Origin of the sequence: Pseudorhodoferax sp. LjRoot39 (genome assembly GCF_964253035.1) — a bacterium.
GTDB lineage: Bacteria > Pseudomonadota > Gammaproteobacteria > Burkholderiales > Burkholderiaceae_C > Pseudorhodoferax.
Window position 1 is genome coordinate 1,723,421 of the sequence record NZ_CAXUQL020000001.1, and the last position, 21,697, is coordinate 1,745,117.

General features: G+C 71.0%; 1 protein-coding gene. It reads right to left on the bottom strand.

What is annotated here, in order from left to right:
* Positions 1–218: 218 nt before the first annotated feature.
* On the bottom strand, positions 219–21,641 hold the full coding sequence (locus ACSQ4M_RS08205; protein ID WP_436189091.1) for a CARDB domain-containing protein: 21,423 nt from the start codon (positions 21,639–21,641) through the stop codon (positions 219–221).
* Positions 21,642–21,697 lie beyond the last annotated feature (56 nt).

The window sequence follows — 21,697 nt, forward strand, 5'->3', positions numbered from 1 at the left end:
CAGCAACAACCCAGTGCCAACCCGACGCCCACCAGCGTGAGCACGAGGTTGCTTGCATAGGCCGCGTCCCCCGCCTGGTACACCGCCCCCAGCTTCCCCGGCACCTGCCCCGTGCGCCAGGCGCGCCACAGGTGCCGCACGCAGTAGCCCAGCACCGCCAGGCCGCCGGCCAGCATCAGCAGGCCGGCGAGCCGGTGGCCGCCCGACGGCCCGGCCAATCAGGCCACCACGCCCTGGGACACGGCCGAGGGCACGACCTTCAAGGCCACCGGCAGCAGCGCCCCGTCGCGGCTGGCCGCCGTGCTGCGGCTCGCGGCGTCGCCGGAGACCGTGGCCAGGGCGACGCTTGCGCCGTTGGCCACCGCGAAGTTCGCGAAGGTGCCCGCCAGGTTCAGCGTCGGCGTGGTGGACTCCACCGGCTGCTCCGGAATTGCGGGGATCGTGGCCGTGCCAGCCGCGCCCGCCATGCGGCGCTGCTGGACCATGGCGGCATCGGTCGCGTTGAAGACGCCATCGCCCGTCACATCGCCCACCACCAGGAAGTCGATGTCGTTGGCCCAGGGCAGGTGGTTGTCCAGCCGCACGATCAGGCGCTGTGCGAGGCTCACGTCGGCGGCCTCGTACTTGCCGTTGCCGTCCATGTCGCCGGCGTGGCCGACGAAGATGAGGCCGGCATCGGCCGAGGCCGGCCGTGCTGCGCCGTTGACCATCAGCTGGTCGACCACCATCAGGCCCGCGCTGCCCAGCGTGGCCGTGGCGCTCACGGTGCCGATGACGCTCAGCAGCTGCAGGTTGCCGGCCGCCAGCGGCGTGGCGCTGGTGATGGTGATGCGCACACCGCCCTCGGCCGCCTGCACGCTGAGCGTGGCGCCGGCCGGCAGCTGGGTGCCGCGCCGGATCTCGGTGATGCGCAGCAGCGCCGGGTCGGCCTTGAGCAGGAAGCTCAGGCTGGTCACCGTGCCATCCGTCGTCAGCGTGACCGGCATGCCGCCGTTGGCCGTGGCCGGCACGGCCTGGCCAGGGCCGCGTGCGAAGTCCGGGAGGCGCAGCCGCACGGCGGGCAAGGTGCCCACCTGGAACTGGCCGCTCCAGTCGCCGCCGGCCTGGCCGTTGGCGTCGCCATCCAGGTGGCCGCGCTGCGTGCTGGTCAGCGCCTGCGCGCCGGACTTGAGCGTGAGCGTGTAGGCATCGGCCTCCAGTGCCGCGCCCGTGCGCACCCAGGTCAGGCCCTTGCCGTCGGCGTCGAACACCACCGAGCCGAACACGGCCCCCACGCGCGCGCCCGTGACCGTGAAGTCGGGGTTGGCGCCGTAGAGGTTGAACTGGCTGGCGTCGATGGCGTCGTTGAAGCGCAGCGAGAAGCCCCAGGCGAACTGCTGCACCGAACTCACGCGCAGCGTGCCCATCTGCACACCGATGCTGAAACTGCGTTCGGCCGTGCCGCCCTGGCCGTCGCTGACCTGCACGCGCACGGTCTGTGCGCCCGGCAGTGCCACGGCGGTCCAGCGCAGCTGGCCCGTGGCCTCGTCCAGCGTGGTGCCCTCGGGGGCCTGCAGCAGCGTGTAGCGCAGCGGGTCGCCGTCCACGTCGCTGGCCTGCAGCTGCAGCACCAGGGTCTGGCCTTCGGTCAGCTGCTGGTCGGGCAGCGCGGAAAGCAGCGGCAGGTCGTTGACCGGACGCACCGTGATCTGCACGGTGGCGCTGCTGCTGCGCCCGCCGGGGCCGGCGATGCTGTAGGAGAAGCTGTCGCTGCCGTGGAAGTCGGCGTCCGGCGTGTAGACCAGCTGGCCTTCGACCAGCGCCACGCTGCCGTGCGCCGGGCCTTCGCCGATCAGCGAGAGCACCAGCCCCGTGGCGTCGGCGATCTGGTCGTTGGCCAGCACGTTGACGGTGACCGAGCCGTCCTCGTCCAGTGCGGCCTCGTCGGCCACGGCCTGGAAGGCGCCGGCGTCCACGCTGCGCAGGCCCAGCGCGATGCCGGTCTGGTTCAACCCGCTCGTGACGGTCAGCGGCACGTCGTTGCCCGCGGTCTGGCCGGTCGGCGCGACCGCGCGCAGCGTCACGCTGCCCGGGCCCATGTTGTGGAAGGCGAAGCGGCCTTCGGCATCCGTCGTGGCGGCCTGCTCGCCCTGGTCGAGGTTGCCGTTGTCGTTGGCGTCCAGGTAGACCTGGATGCCGGCCTGCGCGGCCTCGCCGGCATCCTGCACGCCGTCCTTGTCGGCGTCGGCGTAGACCACGCCTGCCACCTGGCCCAGCCGGAAGTTGCCGAAGTCCTGGCCGCTGGCCGTGGCACCCGGCGTGACCTGCAGCGTGCGCGCGCTGTAGGCCGAGAGCGGGCCGTCGGTCGGCGTCTCGCCCTGGCCGCCGCCGCCCTCGCTGCCGCCGCCCGCCGCCGCATAGGCCTGCAGGCCGCGCAGCAGCTTGGGGATGTCCAGCTTGTTGTACGAGGCGCTGGTGTTGACCACGTTGTCGCTCTCGTCGTCGCCATCGACCGCGCGGTAGGTGTTCTTGGCCAGCAGGTCGGCGAACTCGCCGGTGGTCAGGTAGCGGCCCATCAGCAGCTTGGCCGCCTGCTGCACCAGGGCCGCAGCGCCGCTCATGAAGGCGGCCGCCTGGCTGGTGCCCTGCATGGTCGAGAGACCGCCGTTCAGGCCGGCCGAGGTGAAGCGGGCGCCGGGCGCCATCACGTCGATCTGGTCCGGATCGCGCTGCGTGAAGCTGGCGATGCGGCCATAGGCCGTGGTGTAGTCGGTCGCGCCGCTGGAGAAGCGCCACGGCCCGCCGAAGTTGCCGGCCCACATGGCGCCGACCGACAGCACGGCTGGGTCGGAACCTGGGTAGGCCACGCCCATGGCGCCGCCGGTCTGGTAGTAGTTGTTGCCGGCCGCGGCGATGGTCACCAGGCCGCGCGCGGCCAGGCGCTCGAACAGCTCGCCCATGCCGTAGCGGCTGATGGCCTCGCCCCAGTTGCCGCCGTCGCCCAGCGACATGTTGATCACGCCGATGTTGTAGGCCTCGGCATTGGCCTCCACCCATTCCAGCGCGGCCTTGAGCTTGCTGAAGTAGCCCTGGCTGTTGGCGTCGAAGACCTTGAGCACGACCAGGTCGGCCCCGGTGGCAATGCCGCTGTACTGCGCGTCCTGCCCGGCGATCACGCCGGCCACGTTGGTGCCGTGGCCGATGGCGTCGTTGGCGTCCGCATCCCCGTCGCCGAAGTCGTACTGGAACACGATGCGGTCGGACACGCCGTCGCCGTCGGTGTCGGGGCCGAAGAAGCTCGAATCGGTGTCGATGCCGGTGTCGATCACGACCACGCGCACGCCCTGGCCGGTCAGCGAGGCCAGCAGCGGGTCGGTCAGCGTGTCCATCTTGGAGAAGTGCGAGGCGGCCTGGCCCTGCGTGTACTTCTCCAGCACGAAGGTGCCGCAGCCGCAGTCGTAGTTCATGCCGGTCTCGTTGAGGTAGGCCTGCAGCAGGTCTTCCTCCACGTCGGCCACCATGCCGGGCAGGGTCAGCAATGCGTCGAGCGCCTGCTCGTGGCCGCCGCCGGGCTCCACCGTGCCGGGCGCGGTCTGGATCCAGCCCGTGCGGGCCAGTTCGACCACGCGGAAGCTGCCGGGCAAGAGACCCGTGAACACGTAGTGGCCGTCTGCGTCGGTCTGCGTGAAGCGCTCGCCGGCGTCCAGCGCGTCGTTGCCGTTGTCGTCCAGGAAGATGGTCCAGCCGGCCACGCCGAGCTCGCCCGCGTCGCGCTGGCCGTTGCCGTTGACGTCCTCGTACTTGGTGCCGCTGATGCTGCCGGGGCGAACCGCCGCGATGTCGCGCGTGAACGCCTCGCCCGACTTGGGCGAGTACACCGCCGAGGCCAGCAGCGGCAGGTAGCCGTCGCCGGCGAACAGCACCACGCGCAGCGTGGCCGGGGCCAGGTCCTGGAAGCTGTAGCGGCCTTGCGCGTCGGTGGTGGTGGTGGCTTCGCCCGCATCGGCCACGCCGTTGTTGTTGGCGTCCAGCAGCACCAGGCGGCCGGCCAGCGCGGCCTCTTCGATGCCGCGCACGCCGTTGGCGTTGGCGTCGTCGAACACCGTGCCCGACAGGCTGGCCAGCGCGAAGGCGCCGAAGTTCTGCGTGACCTCGGGCGCGTTGGCGCCGAGCGTGACCTGCACCTGCGTGCCGGGCGTCATGGTCCAGCCGCTGGGCGCGACGACCACGATGCGGTGCGTGCCGATGGACAGGCCGGACAAGGTGTAACGGCCAGTGCCCTCGGCGGTGATGGCCGAGACCTCGCCCGCGTCGAGCTGGCCGTTGTTGTTGTCGTCGGCGAACACGGTCCAGCCGCCCTGGGCCAGCTCGTCGGCCTCGCGCGTGCCGGTGCCGTCGATGTCGTCGTAGACCACGCCGCTGATGCTGCCGGTGCTGGCCAGCTGGCCGGCGAACTGCAGCGCTACGCTGCCGTCGCCGGTGTTGCCGACCTCGTCGCGCACCTGCGGCATGGCCACGCTGAAGCGGTAGCTGCCGGCGTCTGCCGTGCGCGCGGCCAGGCCGCTCAGCACGTACTGCGTGGCGCTCACGCGCGTCAGCGTGGCGCCGGCCAGCAGGTTGGCGCCGCCGTCGCGCGACAGGCCCAGCGCGGCCAGCGTGAGGCTGGCCGGGTCGATGGGCTCGCTGAAGTTCAGCGTGATGCGGTCCACGTTGCCATCCGCGTCGCGGTGCAGCAGCGGCTCGGAGAGCGTGGGCTTGACCACGTCGACGAACACGCTCACCACCGCGTCGGCCAGGTTGCCGGCCGCGTCCACGGTGCGCACGCGCAGCTCGTGGATGCCGGCGGCGTCTAGTTGCACCGCGATGCTGAAGTTCAGCCCGTCCACGGTGGCGTAGCCGATCTCGTTGCCCGTGGTGCGGTCGGTCACGCGCACCGACAGGCCGGCTTCGCCGAGCTGGCCGCTCAGCATGAAGTTCAGCTGGTTGCTGCGCAGGTCGGTGGACGACTGGCCGTTGTCCGGTGCGATCTTGATCGCGCTGGCCGTCACCGGGTCGTGGAAGTCCATGAGCCAGGATTGGCGGGCTTCGCCCGTGCCGGCGTTGCCGGCTTCGTCCGCCAGGCCTGCGCCGCTGACGCTGAATTCGTAGGTGCCTTCCAGCCCGCTGACCCAGTTGAAGCCGCTCACGCGGTAGGTGTTGCCCGAGACGTACTCGACCTTGGTCTGCGCGTCGATGAGGTTGCCGCTCTTGATGCCGGCCACGGTGCGCGTGAGCACGATGTCGCGGTAGTCGAAGGTGGCCAGGTCCACGCGCTCGGACATTTCCACGTCCAGGCCCAGCACCACCGTCTTGCGCACGGTGTCGATGAGGTCCTTCACGTCGAGCACGCGCGGTGCCACGGTGTCCATGCGCCAGCCCACGGCCTGGCTGCCCAGGCCGGCCGCGCCGCCGGACGACAGCAGGCCGGTGGACAGCAGCGTGAGGCTGTAGGCACCGTCGGTGCCCGTCACCGCGCCCAGGCCGCTCAGGCGGTACTGGTTGCCGGCCAGCTGCGTCAGCGAGAGCGTGGCGCCGGCCAGGCTCTGCACCACGCCGTCGCGCTCCAGGCGCAGGTCGCCGGGGTTGAAGCTGCTCGCGTCCAGCGCGGTGTTGAAGGTGATGTCCACCATGTCCAGCGGCGTGTGGCGCGCGGCCGGGCCGGCCGCCATGCTCAGCACGTAGGGGCCGATGTCGCCCATGCCCCAGGTTTCGGTCAGCACGCCCTCGCCGGCGTTGCCGGCGTAGTCGGCGATGCCGGTGGCGTTGACCGTGAGCCGGTACAGCCCGCTGCCGGCCGTGAAGTTGGCCAGGCCCGAGATGCGGTACAGGTGGTCGGCCGCGGCGCCGATCTGCGTCACCGTGATGCCGTTGGCGCCGGCCAAGAGGTTGCTGCCGTCGCCGCCTTCACGCGTCAGCGCCAGGTCGGCCACCGAGAAGCTGGCCAGGTCCAGTGCCTCGCTGAAGCGCACGTCCACTGTGTCCACGGGCGCGGTGGCCGGGTCGGGCGAGACCGGCAGGACCTCGACCAGGCGCGGCGCCACCGCGTCGTCGATCTTGAAGTAGGCGGTGTAGCTGCCGGTGGAGCCTTCGTCGATGAAGTGCAGCAGGTTCTCGCGCACGGCACCGGCCAGCGACTCGGGGAAGCTGCGGTCGGTGCGCCAGGCCTCGCGGCCCAGGCTCAACACCTTTCCGTCCGAGCGCACGATGCGGTCCAGTGCATAGCCCACGCCGGGGTCGGCGATCTTGAAGTAGCCCCAGCCCGAGGCCGCGTCGGCCGTCAGCGTGACGGCCAGCGCGCCCGGCGCGGCCGTGCGGCTGGCGACGGCGTTGGTCAGGGTCTTGACCACGTGCTGCGAGCCGTCGTTCATGTACAGCCGGTCGGGCGTGTGGTTGCTGTCGGGGTCGTCGTTGGCCAGGAAGTCGGGCGCATCGCCCGCATTGGCCTTGACCGAGCGGATCAGCTCGTGGATGTTGACCGACTCGATCAGCGACAGCCGCGTGTCGCCCATGCCGTCCAGGTGCTCGAAGGTGGCCGTGTAGTCGATGAACTTGCCCTGCAGCGTGGATGTCATGTTCCACTGCGCGACCTGGGTCTGGCCGGCCGCGATGTTGCCCAGGTTGGCGGTCAGCGTGGGCGCCTGGGCCTGGTCGCCGACCTGGGTGCCGACGATCTTGAAGTCGATCAGCAGGCCCTTCTCGTTCTCGATGATCTTGGGCTGGGCCGAGGTGATCGTGAAGTTGCGCGCGTCGCCGGCGCCGTCGTTGTAGGCCAGGAGGCCCAGCGCGAATTCCTCGCTGGGCTCGACCACGTCGTCGGTGAACGGGTCGTCGCCGTAGACGTCGCGCTGCTGGAAGTAGTGCAGGTTCAGCCGCGCCTCGGGGTAGACCGTGATCTGCGCGGCCACCAGCGGCACCGTGATCTTCTGGCCGCCTTCCACGTAGCTCAGCGTGCCGCCGATGGTGTAGCGCGTGGGCTGGTTGCGCGCTGCGTCCACCGTGGGGATGAACAGGTACTGCGCGCTGCCGGTGGCGCCGCCGGCCAGCACGCCGCTGCCGTCCAGCGCGGTCAGGCCGCTCAAGGTCGGGGCGCGCGTGGCGAACAGGTCGTTGACGGCGTTGCCGGCTTCGTCGCGGATGTCCAGCACCAGCTGCACGCCGGTCAGCGGCACGCCGGTGTTGCCGTTGACGATCTGCAGCGTGCCCTGGAAGGCCGTGCGCGTGAGCACCGCCTGCTGCTCGATGCTGATGCGCACCTGGGCGCAGATGCCGGCTTCCTCGGCGTCGAGGATGCCGTCGCCATCGGCTGCGAGCGCCGCGAGCTGCTCGGTGCGCGATTCGTTGTGCGCCTCCACCGCGGCGATGGCCTCGGGCGCCACGGCGCCGGAGGCCACGGCCGCCATCAGGCCTTCGTCGGCGCGCTGCTGCTCCAGCGCCGAGACGGGCTCGCCGCGGCAGTTCACGTACTGGATGTCGTAGGTCCAGCCCGAGCCGCTGGCGTAGCCGCCGCCCGGGTACCACCAGCCCCAGCCGCCGCCACCGCCGGACGGGCCGCCCGTCACCGTGCCGCTGCCGCCGCCGATGGGGCCGAGGATCTGGCACAGGCAGGCCAGCAGGTCGTCCAGCGCGCCGGCCGCGCCGGCCGCCGCGCCCCAGGGGCCGGCCGTCACGCCGCCGACGATGGCGCCGCAGGCCGCGTTGATGAAGAAGGACAGGCAGTCGTCCGCGTCCAGGCAGGACAGCAGCAGGTCCAGCGCATCGCAGCCCAGGTCCAGCAGGTTGAAGTCGTCGCCGATGTAGCTCAGCAGCTGGCCGGCGGCGGCCTCGTTGAAGTCCATTGCGCAGAGCACGGGCTTGATGTCGGTCTTCTCGCTGTACCAGCGGCCGTCCGGGCCGCAGCGCAGCTTGTAGGCCGTGTCGATGCCCAGGCACTTGACGATGGCCGAGCCCCAGCCTTCGGGGCCGATGCCGTCGCTGGACAGCGAGGCCGCGGCCAGCATCTCGGGCGTGACGCCGTCCTTCACGCGGATCGTGATCGGGATCTCGATGGAGCTCTTGGCCGGCAGGATGTCGATCACGTTGGTCAGCGCCACGATCTCGAACAGGTCGTCGTTGGGCACGTTGATGCGCACGTCCTCGGCCTGGATCAGGCCGTGGTTGGACACCTTGATCGTGATGGTCGACGTGACGCCCGGCAGCACCACCGGCATCTTGAGCGCGTCCACCGTGATGACGGGCACCGGTACTTCGGTCTCGAAGGTGGACTCCAGCTTGATCTGGTAGCGGTCCTGGATCTCCACCGGCACCACGTTCCACGAGTAGCTCACCAGCTGGCGGTCCAGGAAGATGGTCTGCTCGCTGGTGGTGCCGGCCGTGATCATCTTGGTCGCGCGGTAGCTGCTGTGCTTGTCGGCGTTGACCGTGAGGATGTAGTTGCCCTCGGGCACGCCGGTCAGCAGCACGGTGCCGCTGGCGTCCGTGGTGGCGGTGGCGACCACGTCGAAGGTGTAGGGGTCGGTCAGCGTGACGGTGGCGCCGGCCACCTTGGGCGCACCCTCGGCGTAGTAGGTCAGCTGGTCTTCCACCGAGACGCGCATCTCGCCCTTGGCCTCGCTGACGGCGCGGAACTGGAAGGGCATGGCCAGCCCGCCCAGGCGGGCGTTGATGGCGATGTTGCCGTCGTAGCGGATCAGGTCGGCGTTGTCCTCGGTGGGCGAGAGCGCCACCGTCACCGTGGCCTTGCCGCCGGCGGCGATGTTGTCGATCACCGCGGGGCTCACGAGCTTGAGCCAGGGAAAGTCGGGCAGCTGCACCGTGACCGCGCCGGTGTCGGCCGCGCCCTGGTTGTGCACCTCGAACGAGACCAGGGTCTGGCGGCCCATCAACATGCCCTGGGCCAGGTAGCCGGGCGTGGCGACCAGCTTGGGCGTCTGCGGGATGCAGGCCAGGTCCAGCACCAGGCGCTCGGTCGCGCCCTCGGCCGTGGTCAGCACCAGCATGCCCTTGCTGGCCACCAGCTGGTCGGTGATGCCGTGGCCCGTGAGGCGCCAGTTGACCGTGACCGAACCATCGCCGGCCAGGCTGGTGGCCAGGTTCACCACCTCGAATTGGAAGTTGCTGGCCAGGCCTTCGACGGCGGCCGTGAGGCCCGTGAGCGGCACGTTGCCCATGTTCTCGAGCACGAAGCTGCCTTCAAGCGGCGTCTCGTTCGTGCCCATGGCGCGGATGTAGGGCACGCTGGCCTCGATGGCGAGCAGCTTGAAGCTGTCCTGCACCGTGAAGTCCTTGTCGCCCGTGAAGCCGGCGCCGATCTCGAAGATGCCGGCCTCGCCCGGCAGCGGCACGAAGTCCACGCTGAAGTTGCCGCTGGCGTCGGTGGTGGCGTCGAGCAGGCGCTCGACCGTGCCGACCCGCACCATGACCTTGACGGCGGTGTTGGCTGCGGCCTGGCCGGTGCGCACGTCGGTGGCCGTGCCGGTCATGGGCACCACGGTCTGGCCGGCCTCGCCGCTGACGGCCAGTTGGGTGACGGCGGTCTGCACCGTGGCCGTGATGGGCGCGCGCACGTTGAGCGGCAGCGAGGACACGCCCACGTTGTTGCGCTCCGAGCCCTCGTTCACGCTGGAGAGCGCGTCCGTGACCACGATCACGCGGTAGACGCCGGTCTCCTCGGGCAGCAGGATGGAGGCGGTCTGCGTGTAGCCCTGGCCCTGCGGCACCGGGCTGGTGTGGATCACGGCGGCCACCAGGCGGTCGGCCGAACTCAGCACGTCGTCGCGCGAGAGGTAGACGCGGTCGCGGAAGCCGCCGTTGGCTGTCGCCAGGCCCTGGTTGGTCACGGTCCAGCTCAGGTCGATGCGGGTCTGGGCGTAGCCGCTGGCAGGTTGGCCGATTTCGCTGACGATGAGGTCGGGCAGGTCGCCCTCGGTCACGTTGAGGCCGGCCGCGCCGCTGCTGAAGCCCGTGGCGCTGGCGCGGATGGTCACGGCCTGCGTGCCGTCCACGGTGTTGTCGGCCTGCGGTGTGATGCTGAAGCTGGCCGAGTCCTGGCCCGCGAGGATGGTCACCGTCGTTGGCACGCGGGCCTCGGTGGTGTCGCTGCTCGTGAGCGTGACGACCAGGTCGCCCGTGGTGGCGGTGTTGCGCTTGACCGTGCCGGTGATGGCGCCGCCCAGTTCGCTGGCGCTGTCGGCCGACAGGGTGACGGACAGCGTGGGGCCGTCGTCGTCGGTCACGAGGATCGCGTTGGAGGCGGTGTTCTGGCGCATTTCCACGCCGGCCGGGTTCAGCATGGTGGCGAACACGTTCACGCTGCGGCTGCCGTCGCCCGACAGGGTGTTGTCCACCGGGCTGGCGTTGAAGTGCACCTCGGTTTCGCCGGCCGGGATCACCACGCGCGTGGGCACGGTCAGCGCGTCGCGGTTGTCGCTGAGCACGTTGAACACCAGGTCGTAGGTGCCCGGGCGGTCGCGCCGCAGCGTCACGCCCACGGCGTTGGCGCCCGCGCCCTCGGCCACCTGGTTGCTGCTGAAGCTCATCGTGAGCTCGGGCAGCTCGTCGTCGGCGATGGCGACGTTGACCGAGTGGGCGGTGTAGCCGTCGGCCGCGGCATTCACGCGCACCTCGCGCGTGCCCCAGACCTCCAGGTCGTCCAGGATCTGGGCCGCGAAGCTCACGCTGGTGGCACCGGCCGGAATGGTCACGATGCCGGGCACGCGCAGCGCGGCCGTGTTGGCGCTGTTCAGGCGCACCTGCAGCGCGCCGGCGCCGGCGTCGGTGTTGCGGCTCACGGTCATCGTGAGCTGGCCCTGGTTCTCCTGCACCGCCAGCACCGCGCTCAGCGTGAGCGTGGCGCTGTTGCTGTCGGTCACATTCAGGTTGCGGTTGTCGCCCAGCACGCCATTGGCCGTGGCGGCGATGTTGACCAGCTGGGTGCCGTCGACGGTGCCGTCGGCCGGCAGGCTGACCGTGAAGTTCACGAGCGCCTGGCCGGCCGGGATGGTGACCGTGGCCGGCACGGTGGCCTCGCTGGTGTCGCTGGAGACCAGGGCCACCGTCAGCGCGCTGCCGAGGTCGCCGTTGCGCTGCAGGCTGGCCGTGAAGCTGCCCGCGGCCTCGGCCACGCTGCCGACCAGGTTCAGCTGCAGTGCGGCGGGCACGTTGCTCGCAGTGGCGGCGATGGCGGCGTTGTCCAGTTCGTCGCGCTCCAGCACGCGGTTGGCGCTGTCGGTGCGCACCACGAAGCGCCAGGCGCCGGGCGACAGCGTGGTCGGCAGCATGACCTCGGCCGAACGGGCCACCTGGCCGTTCGCCGCGAGGCCGCCCGTGAAGCTGGCCGAGCCGACCAGGATGTCGCCGCCGATGGCATTGTCCGAGGACAGGTAGATCTGCGCCGACCAGTCGCCCGTGGCGGGCTCGTCCAGCAGGTTGCGCTCGGTCCAGGTCACGGTGGCGGCCTGGCCGGCGCGGATGCTGGCCGGGCCGGCCACGTTGCCGACCGTGAGGTTGGGCAGCGGCGCCTCGGCCACGGCGAAGGCGGCGGAGACCGCCAGGTTGTTGGCCTCGCCGGCCGTCAGCTCGCGCAGCGCGTTGTCCGCATCGCTCTGCACGATGATGCGCCAGCTGCCTGCGGCCAGGTTGGCCGGCAGCTGGGCCTGCACGCTGCGCAGCAGCACGCCGTTGGCGTCGATGGCGCTGCCCACGGTGGTGGTGGCCAGCAGGATGTCGCTGCCGTCCAGAACCTCGTTGGACGACAGGAACACGCGCTCCAGCCAGTCCGGCGGCGCGGCGGCGCTGCCGTCGTTGCGGGCGGTCCAGCTGATGGTGCTGGCACGGCCAGCGGCGGCGCCGGCGCTGACGGTGACACCGGCGGCGCCCACATCGGTGTGGGTCACGGCCGTGGTGGCCGCGGCCTGGCCGCTGTTGCCTGTCTCGGCATCGGCCGCGCCGCTCTCGTAGACCTGGTTGTTGACATCGGTGACCACGATCACGCGCCAGTTGCCGTCGGCCACGTCGGGCATCCAGAACTGGGTGTTGGCCTGGGTGGTGGCGTTGCCGGCCAGCGGGCTCTGGTGCGTGAAGCTGGTCAGGTAGATGGCGCCCGTGAGGCTGCCGTTGGACGAGAGGTAGAGGTGGTCGGTCCAGGGCGCGGCGGCGGCGCCGGCGCCCGCGTTGCGGATCTCCCAGCTCACGGTCTGCTGCTGGCCGGGGCGGGCCGTGGCCGGGCCGGCCACGTTCTGCACGCGCAGGTCCACCGAGGGCGCCTCGCTCAGCACGATGCTGGTGGCGGAAACAGCGCTGTTGTTGTCGTTGAAGCGGCTCTCGGCCACCCAGTTGTAGATGTCGGACTCGACCACCAGTTTGAAGCTGCCGCTCACGCCGTTGGGCAGCGTGACCTGCTGCTGCTCCACACGGCTGGCGCCCGCGGCCAGCGCGCCGGCGCTGCGTGCGAAGTTGCCGAGCAGGATTGCGCCGGAACCATCGCCGATCGCGCCCGTGGGCGACAGCCAGAGCCGGTCGTACCACCAGGTGTTGCCGGTGCCGGCATCGCCGCCGTTGGTGGTGCGCCAGCTCACGGTGACGCTCTGGCCGCCGTTGCCGTTGGCCGGCAGGCTCAGCTCGCTGACCGTGAGGTCGGCGTGGTAGGGCGTCAGCAGCGCGGCGCGCAGCGCGCTCACGTTGTCGTTCTCGGCGTCGGGCTCGACCACGGTGTTGAACACGTCGGTCACGAGTGCGAAGCGGTAGTTGCCGTCGTAGCCGGCCGGCACGGTGGCCGACCACTCGACCGTGTAGCTGGCGCCCGCGGCCAGCGCGCCGTTGCGCGCCACGGTGGCCACGGTCACGTCGTCGGCGTTGCCGATGGTGGCGTCCGCCGACAGCACGATGCGGTCGTGCCAGGCCGTGCCCGGCGTGGCGGCGTTGCCGCTGTTGCGCACGGTCCAGGCGAAGGCGGCGGCGTCGCCGCTGCGCTGCGTGGGCGGGGCCGTGAAGTCGGTCACCACGAGGTTGGCGGCCTGGCTCAGCACCGCGGCCTTGGTCACCTGGGCCTGGTTGTTGGTCTCGTTGGTCTCGGCCAGGCCCGAGGCGTTGCTGGCGTTCTGGTCGGCCACCACGGTGAAGCGGATGTTGCCCACCGAGGCCTGGCCGTCCGGCAGCCGCAGCTGGAAGTTGCGCGTGGCCGAGCCGCCCACGGCCAACGCGGTGGTGGGCGTGTAGAACACGTCCAGGTTCAGCAGCGTGGCGCCGGTGTCCACGTTGGTCACGACGATGTGGTCGAACCAGCCCGTGGGCGTGGGCGCATTGCCCTGGTTGCGCACCGTCCATTGCAGGTCGACCAGGCCGCCGGAGACCGGCGTGGTGGTCAGCACGGTGAGGCCGTCGCTCGTCAGGTCGGGGGCCGAGGTGAAGGTGGTGCTGGCGGCGTTGTTGGCCTCGGCCGTGTCGGTGGCGTTGTACTCGGCCACGGCGCCGTCGGCATCGGCCGTGACGGTCACCTCGAAGTTGCCGACGCCGTTGGCACCGGCCGGCCAGCTGAACACGTACTGCCGGGCCAGCGCGCCGCCCGCGGCGATGGCGGCGCTGCCGGCCGGAACCGTCACGCGCTGGTCGAGCACGACGGCGCCGGTGCTGGTGTTGCGCACCACGACGCGGTCGACCCAGCCGTTGGCCGGTGCGGCGTCGCCGCGGTTCTCGTCGCGCCAGCTCACGGTCACCTGGTCGCCGGCCTTCAGGCCCGCGGCCGGCGCAATGGCCAGCTGGCCGACGCCCAGGTCGGGGTAGACCAGCAGCGTGGAGTTGACCGTGGTCTGCAGCGTGTTGTCCGACTCGCCGGCCGCGCCCTTCTCGAGCACGGCGTTGGTGGTGTCGGTGATGACGGTGATGGTCAGCAGGCCCGCGCCGGCCGCACCGGGCGGCAGCAGCACCTGGGTGCTGCGCGCCCTGGCCTGGCCGATGCCGATCACGCCGGCCACGGCCGGGTCGTAGGGCAGCAGCACGTTGACGACGGTCTGGCCCTGGGCGTTGGTGACGATCACGCGTTCCTGGAACGCGGTGTCGAGCGCGCGGTCGCCGCTGTTGGTGGTCTGCCAGGCGATGTTGAGCGTGCCACCCGAATGCACGCTGCCGTCCGCGCCGCTGACCTGCAGGTTCTGCACCTGCAGGTTGGGCGCCGGCTGCAGGCCGATGCTGAGTGCCACCGGCGCCTGCGGCAGCACCGGCACGATGTTGAAGCTGTAGCTGGTGTTCAGCGTGTTGGCTTCGTAGCCCTCGATGACCACGGTGTAGCGGCCGGTGTAGGCCAGCTGCGTGACGTCCACGTCCTGTAGGTCGGTGCCGCCCCAGATGCGCTGGCCGTAGGGGTCGTACAGGCGCCAGTACATGGTCTGGTTGGTCGTGCGCGAGACCATGTCGAAGAAGAAGGAGTCGCCGGCCTGGGCGTCGAAGGCGTAGAAGTCGACCTCGGTGCCGGGCGTCAGCGTGCCGTTCTGCGCGGTGCCGGGCGTCACCAGCGTGGCCGTGCCCATGTCCATGAGCCGGAAGCTGTAGGCCCCGGCGGCGGCGACGTTGCCGTCGACCTGCAGCGTGTAGCTGCCCGCTTCCAGCAGGAAGGGGTCGTAGTGGTTGGTGTAGTCGCGGAAATCGCGGTTGCCGAACACCGCCACGCCGTCGGCGTCCAGGACGCGCCAGACGATGTCCGAACGCTGGCTGAACGAGTCGAACCACAGGCGCCTGGCCGCGTCCAGCGTGAAGCTGTAGTTGGCCACGTCGCCGGGCTGGGCCAGGTTGCCGTTGACGGTGCTGCCCAGCGTGAGGGCCTGCGTGGTGTTGGCGCCCTCGTACAGCGTGAAGCCGTAGCTGGCCTGGCCGGCGGTGTCGTAGTAGCCCTCCAGCGTGAGGATGTAGCTGCCGTCGCGCGGCACCGTGAGGGCGTCGCCCTGGTTGTTGAAGTAGCCCTGTGCCACCGTGCCCAGCGTCTGCGCGTCCAGCAGGCGCCAGTAGGCGTTGCCCGTGTTGGTGGTGGTGGTGGCGTTCAGGAAGTAGCGCGTGCCGGCCTCGCCGTCGAAGCGGAAGAACGCGGCGCTGTTGGCCTGCTGCAGCGTGCCCGCCACGGCCGTGCCCGGCGTGAGCGTCTGCGCCACCGCGGCCATGTCGATGAGCTTGAACGCGAACGGCGTGAGCGCCCAGTCGTAGGGCGTGCGCACCGAGAAGGCGTAGTCGCCGGCCGGCAGGTCGTAGTAGCTGCGCTGGTTGGGACCGTCGGTGTCGTAGGCCCAGCGCTCGGCCACCGTGCCGGCCGGGCTGCTGAGGTTCCAGATCTTGTAGTAGGCGTTGCTGGTCGAGGGCGTGAGCGTGTCGACGTAGATGCGGCGCGCCTGGGCCAGCGTGAAGGTGTAGACGGCCGGGGTGTCGATGGCCGTGCTGGTGCCGTTGACGGTGGCCACGCCGGCCGTGAACGTGAGCGCGGTGCCGGTGGGCAGCGCGGGCGGCGTCACGGTGCCGGCCAGGTGTACCTGGAAGCTGGGCCGCGTGGTGCCGCGCTGGTCGATCTGGCCTTCGATGGCCAGCACGTAGGTGCCGGTGCGGGCCAGCGTGAGCGTGGCCGAGTCGCTGTAGAAGTAGCTCTCGTGGATCTGGTTGCCGAACGGGTCGTACAGGCGCCAGTAGGGCCAGTTGCCGCCGGGCCAGGCCAGCTCGTCGAGCACGATCTGCTGGCCGGCCACGCCGGAGAAGCTGAACAGCCGGGTGGCGTTGGCCGGTTCGGCGGGGTAGGCGATGGTCTGGTCGTAGGCGATGGCCTCGGCGTTGGCCAGGTTCAGCAGGCGGAACGCGAAGTCGCCCGTGTTCTGGCCATCGGCGTCGACCACCAGCGTGTAGCTGCGGCCGGCGCGCAGCAGCATCAGGCTGTTGCTGGTGTGCGCGGCATCGGAGTCGCGCAGGCGGCGGTTCTGCAGCGCCTCGCCGTTGAGCTTGGCGACCACGCCGCCGCCCTCGTCCAGCAGCGACCAGGTGAAGGCACTGTTGGCGGTCAGCGTGTCGAACAGCACGCGCGTGTCCTGCGCCACGCTGAGTTGGTAGAGCACGCGCTGGCCGGGCTGGGTGATGCTGCCCTCCACCACGGTGGCCGACAGGCCCGCATTGACGCTCTGCACGCGGCCCGCCAGCCCGCTGCTGCCGCTGCCGGCCAGCACATTGCCGGTGCCGCCCGTGATGGGCAGCAGCAGCACCAGGCCGGCCTCGTTGCCGGCCAGCGCCGTCGTGCTCTGGCTGGCCTGGATCTGCGCGGCGCTGCGGGCGGTGTTCCAGACCCGCAGGTCGGCCACGGCGCCGTACAGCGGTGTGCGGTCGGTCAGCTCGGTGGCGCCGACGTACAGCTTGGCATCGGGCTGGCTGCTGGCCGGGCCGTCCTGGTAGTACTGCAGCTGGGCCGAGGCCACCAGGTTGCCGTCGACATAGATCGCCACCGCGCCCGTGCTGCGGTTCACGCTGGCGCTGAGCCGGTGCCAGGCGTTCAGCGAGACGGCGCCGTTGGCCGAGCCGACGTTCCAGAACTGGTCGTAGGGGTAGTCGGGGTTGCTGCTGCCGAGCTGGTGGCTGTCCAGGTAGATCTGGCCCTGGGTGCCGATCCACAGGCCGAAGGTCTGGTGGTTGTAGTCGCTGCCGCGCGAGACCACCGGCATCCAGCCGTTGCTGTAGCTGTCCAGCCGGACCATGGCCTCGACCGTGAAGTTGCCGGTCAGGTCCAGCGCGGGGCTGGCCGGCACCTCCAGTTCGCGGCCGTCGCCCAGGCGCACGGCGCTGCCGGCCGTCTCGGGCCCGGCCACCCATTCGGGCGCGCGGACCTGGCTGGTGCCCAGCGTCAGCGGCACGGTCTGGTCCTGCACGGTGCGCACGGCGAAGCGCACGTCGCGCTCGCTGGAGGCGCTGCCTGCGGCGGTGTAGTCCTCCAGGATCAGCGTGTAGCTGCCGGTGCGGCCGACCGTGAAGGTGTCCACGTCGGCGGCCCAGTTCACGCCGAAGACCTGCGCGCCCGTGGGATCGAGCAGGCGCCAGGCCGGCTGGCTGCCGGTGTAGGCCAGCATGTCCAGGAACAGGCGCTGGCCGGCGCTGGCCTCGAAGGTGAACAGGCGCGCCATCGCGCCGGGCTCCAGCCGGGTCTGCACCTCGGCGTTGAGCGCCACCGGCTGCTGCGCGGCGGCCACGTCGACGAGGCGGAACGCGAACTCGCCCACCGCGGCGCCCGCGGCATCGACCGTGAAGGTGTAGGTGCCGGCGGGCAGCTGCAGCAGGTTGTAGCTGTTGCTGCTGTCGGCACCGTACAGGCTGGTGCCGATGTTCACGGTGGGGCCGGTCAGGCGCCAGTTCAGGTCGCTGCGGTGCGTGAAGTTGTCCAGGTAGACCGCACGCGCGCTGTTCAGCGTGAAGGTGTAGCTGCGCGACTGGCCGGGCGCATCGATGCGGCCGACCACCAGGCCGGGCAGCTCGTCGGCCAGGCGCACGAGCTGGCCTGTGCTGCCTGCGGTACCGGTGGCGTCCACCACGGCGGTGCCGCTGGCCTCGTTGAAGCGGTACAGCGCGGCCAGGCCGGCCTCGTTGCCCTGCAGGTTCGCGGCCATGCCGGCTGCGATCTGCGCATTGCTGCGCGCCACGTTCCAGATGCGCAACTCGTCCACGCTGACGCTGTAGCCCTCGTGCGCGGCATGGCCCTCGGCATTGCGGCCCAGGCGCAGCGCATCGTCCAGCTGCAGGGCGGCCTGCGGCGAGAGGTAGCCGCTGACCACCTCCACGCCGTTGAGCAGCAGGCGCTGCTGGCTGTTGGCGCGGTCCAGCACCAGGGCCACGTGCTGCCACTGGCCGTTGGCAACGTTGGGCACCAGGCCGGCCGCGCTGGTGATGCCGTAGCTGCTGTTGTTGAGGTCGGTGGCCTCGGCGTAGATCTGGCCGTTGGCGTTGATCCACACGCCGTACTGGCGCGAGCCGGCTTCGTCGGTCTTGACGAAGAGCTCGGTCCAGGTGCCGGTGCTGGGCCGGTCGACGCGGAACCAGGCCTCGACGGTCATCTGGCCCGTGAGGTTGGTGGCCGCGCCGTTGATCTCCACGTACTGGGTGCTGCTGATGGCCACGGCGCCGCCGCCGTTGCGGCCGGCCGTGCGTTGCGCCTGCTCGTCCAGCGACTGGCCGAGCACGATGGGCTGCGGCGCCGCAGGCGTGACCTTGCGCAGCGACAAGCTGTAGTCGGACCAGCGGTCGCGCTCGTAGGGGTAGCCGTCGAGCACCAGGGTGTAGGTGCCGGCCACGGCCAGCGTGGTGTTCTCGCGGTCCGAGAGGCCGGTGCGGCCGAACACCGTGCGGCCGTAGGGATCGACGAGGCGCCACTGCGCTGCGCTGGCGCCGCCGGTGGCCAGCACGTCGAAGAACACCACCTCGCCGGCCTGGGCGTCGAAGCGGTACAGCTGGGCCGCGTCGCCCGGCCGCAGCTGGCCCTGCACCGTGGTGTCGTAGGCGATGGCCGTGGCCTGGGCCGCATCGAGCAGCCGGAAGGCGAAGCTGCCGGTGTGCTGGCCCTGGCCGCGCACGGTGATGCGGTACTCGCCCGCGGGCAGGTCGAACATGTCGACGTTGTTGTCGACCCAGGCCAGGTCGGTGCTGGTGAGGTTGGTGTTGGGGCCGCTCAAGGTGACGTTGAACTGGCCGGGCGCGACCAGGGCGTCCATGAACACGCGGCGCGCCTGGGCCAGGCTCAGCGTGTAGGTGACGCTCTCGCCGGGAACGGCGATGTTGCCGACGACCACGCCGGGGATGCCGGCATAGACACTGGTGACCGTGGCGTTGCGGCCTTCGCCCGAAGCGTCGGCCAGGGTGCTGGTGCCCGCGCTGTTCAGGGGCAGCCACAGCACCAGGCTGGTGTCGCTGGCACTCGGCGCCGTGGTCTGCAAGCTCGTGACATTGGCGGCCGTCAGCGCGCGGTTCCAGACCCGCACCTCGCTGATGCTGCCCTCGAAACCGGAGATGCTGTTGTACCAGTTCTCCATGGCGTTGCCGATGGTCAGCGGCGTGGCGTAGGTGCGGTTGGGCACCGAGGCCGGCGGCAGCGCGTTGGTCGATTCGACGGCCTGCACGCCGTCGATGTAGATGCGCAGCTTGCCGTTGGTGCGGTCGACCACGCCGACCACGTCGTACCAGCGGTCGGCCTGGATGCTGGCGTCGGCCGTGCGCACGGTGTACTCGCCCCAGTCGGTGCCGATGGACAGGTGCAGGTAGCCGGCGCTGTTGAGCCACACCGAGTAATCGCGCTCGGCGCCGCTGTTGTTCTGGTTGCCCTTGTAGAGCAGCGATTGCCAGGTCTGGTCGAGGTTGTCGGCCTTGAAGCGCAGCTGGAAGCTCACGTCGCCCGGGATGCTCAGGGCCGGGTCGGTCGCCACGGTGGCGACCTGGTTGCCGTCGAAGTGCAGCGCCGGGTTGGCGCCGTCCGTGCCCCATTGCACGCCGGGCAGCTGGGCCACGCCGATGTCGTAGGCGATGGTGCGGTCCACCGGCCGCTCCAGCACGAAGCTGTAGGGCTGCGGCGTGGCGAGGCTGTTGTGGCCTTCCACCAGCAGCGTGTAGCGGCCGGCGTAGGGCAGCGCGAGCTCGAGGTTGTCGGTGCCTGGGTTGGCCGTGCCGCCCGTGACGAGGCGGCCCCAGGGGTCGATCAGGCGGCGCTCCAGGTTGGTGAAGCCGCTGGAACGGCCGTCCAGGAAGATGCGCTCGCCCGCGGCCGCGTCGAAGCTGTAGACGGCCACGCCGCTGCCCGGGTTGAGTTCGCCCTGCGTCACGCTGCCCGAGGACAGCGGCGAGGCCGCCGCCAGGTTCAGCAGGCGGAATTGGTAAGCGGCCACGGCCGAGCTGTTGGAACTGACGGTCAGCGCGTAGTCGCCGGCCGCCAGGTTCCAGACCTGGGCGCCATCGGTGCTGTAGCTGGTGTTGTAGCCGCCGAAGCGGGTGTTGGCGGCGGTCTCGGTGCCGCGCGGGCCCTGCAGCGCGATGAACATGTCGCTGGGCATGCCACCCGTGAGCGGGTCGAAGTACACCGTGGTGGCCGTGGCCAGCGTGAAGCGCCAGACCTGGCTGCCCCCGGCCGCGGCGATGGAGCCGCTGGTGGGCGTGGTGCCCAGTGCCACGGCGCTGCCGGCCGGCAGGCTCACGGGCGTGTTGCCCAGGCTCACGACCGTGAAGGCGTAGTCGGTGGCGGGTGCGCGGTCGTTGTCGCCGCGCACCACCAGCGTGTAGTCGCCGGACAGGCCGAGCGCGATGTTGTTCACGTCGGACCAGTTCGAGGCCTGGGTCACGCGCCGGCCATAGGGGTCGTACAGCGTCCAGCCCAGCACGCCGGTGTTGCTGACGCCGCCCACGGTGGCGGTGCCGGCGTCCATGCGGATGCTGTCGCCGGCCGTGGCCGCGATGCGGTAGACATGGGTGGCGCCGCCCGGGTTGAGCTGGCCGGCGGTGGACTGGTCGCGCACCACGGCCGTGGGGTTGCTGGCGTCGACGAAGCGCAGCGCGTAGTCGCCCACGGTGGCGCCCGAGCCGTCGATGCGCAGCGTGTAGCTGCCGGCCGGCAGCTCCAGCACGCCCCAGGGCGAGACGTAGTTGTCCACGCTGCCCAGGCCCACGTTGCTCAGGCCGTTGCCGTTGGTGGCCTCGGTGACCAGGCCGGCCGGGCCGGTCAGCGTCATGAGCAGGCTGTTGTTGGTGCTGCGCGAGTCGATCAGGATGCGGCGCGAGGCGTCCAGCGTGAAGCGCACGACCGCGCTGTCACCGGCCTCGGCGATGCTGCCGCTGACCGCGGCGCCGGCCGCGGGCAGGGTGCCCAGGTCGGTCGCGGGCGCGGCGAGCTGGCGCAGCTCGAAGGCATAGGCGGCGTTCAGCGGCGTGCTGCTGTTGCCGTCCAGGATCAGCGTGTAGCGGCCGTTGTAGGGCAGGAGCGGCAGCTCGGCGTCGCTGCTCCAGGTGCCGATGCGGTTGCCGAAGGGGTCGTGCAGGCGCAGGTTGCTGCCGCTGGGGAGCGTGGTGGTGTCCAGCCACAGCGCGTCGCCGGCCTGGGCGTCGAACTGGTAGGCAACCTGCTGCGCACCGTCGGCGAAGGTTCCGTTGACGGGCTGGCCCAGCGGCAGGCTGTCGGCGCGCGAGAGGTCGAGCAGGCGGAAACCGTAGTCGCCCGTGGTCTGGCCCACGCCGTCGATGGTGATCCTGTAGTCGCCGGCCGCCAGGCTCAGCGGTGCGTAGGCCGCGGCATTGCTCTGGCTGTCCAGGCCCTGGGCGTTGACGACCGTGCCGCTGGGGCCGGTCAGCGTCCAGCGCATGTTGCCGTTGTCGGTCTGGCTGTCGAAGGAGACCGTGGTCGCGTTGTCCAGCGTGAAGGTGTAGACATCGGCCTCGCCCGGGCTGTCGAGCCGGGCGCTGACGGCGGCCACGGCCAGCGGGTCGGCGTCCATGAGCACGCGCTGCTCCAGCGTCTCCACGAGCAGCTTGCGCTTGAACGGCGCGGCGGCGCGGTCCTTGCGCCGCGGCAGCAGGCGGGCGAGCCGGGACAGCGGGCCTGCGCCGGGGGCGGGAAGTTCGACGGCGTTGCGGATGGGGTCGCGGTGCATGGTGTCTCTCCTGGTGCGCGGTGGCGCTTGTCTCTGGTATGTGTCCGGGGCGGGCG

Coding starts and splice junctions, on each gene's coding strand:
- ACSQ4M_RS08205 (WP_436189091.1), bottom strand. CDS start 21,641: ATGCACCGCGACCCCATCCGCAACGCCGTCGAACTTCCCGCCCCCGGC.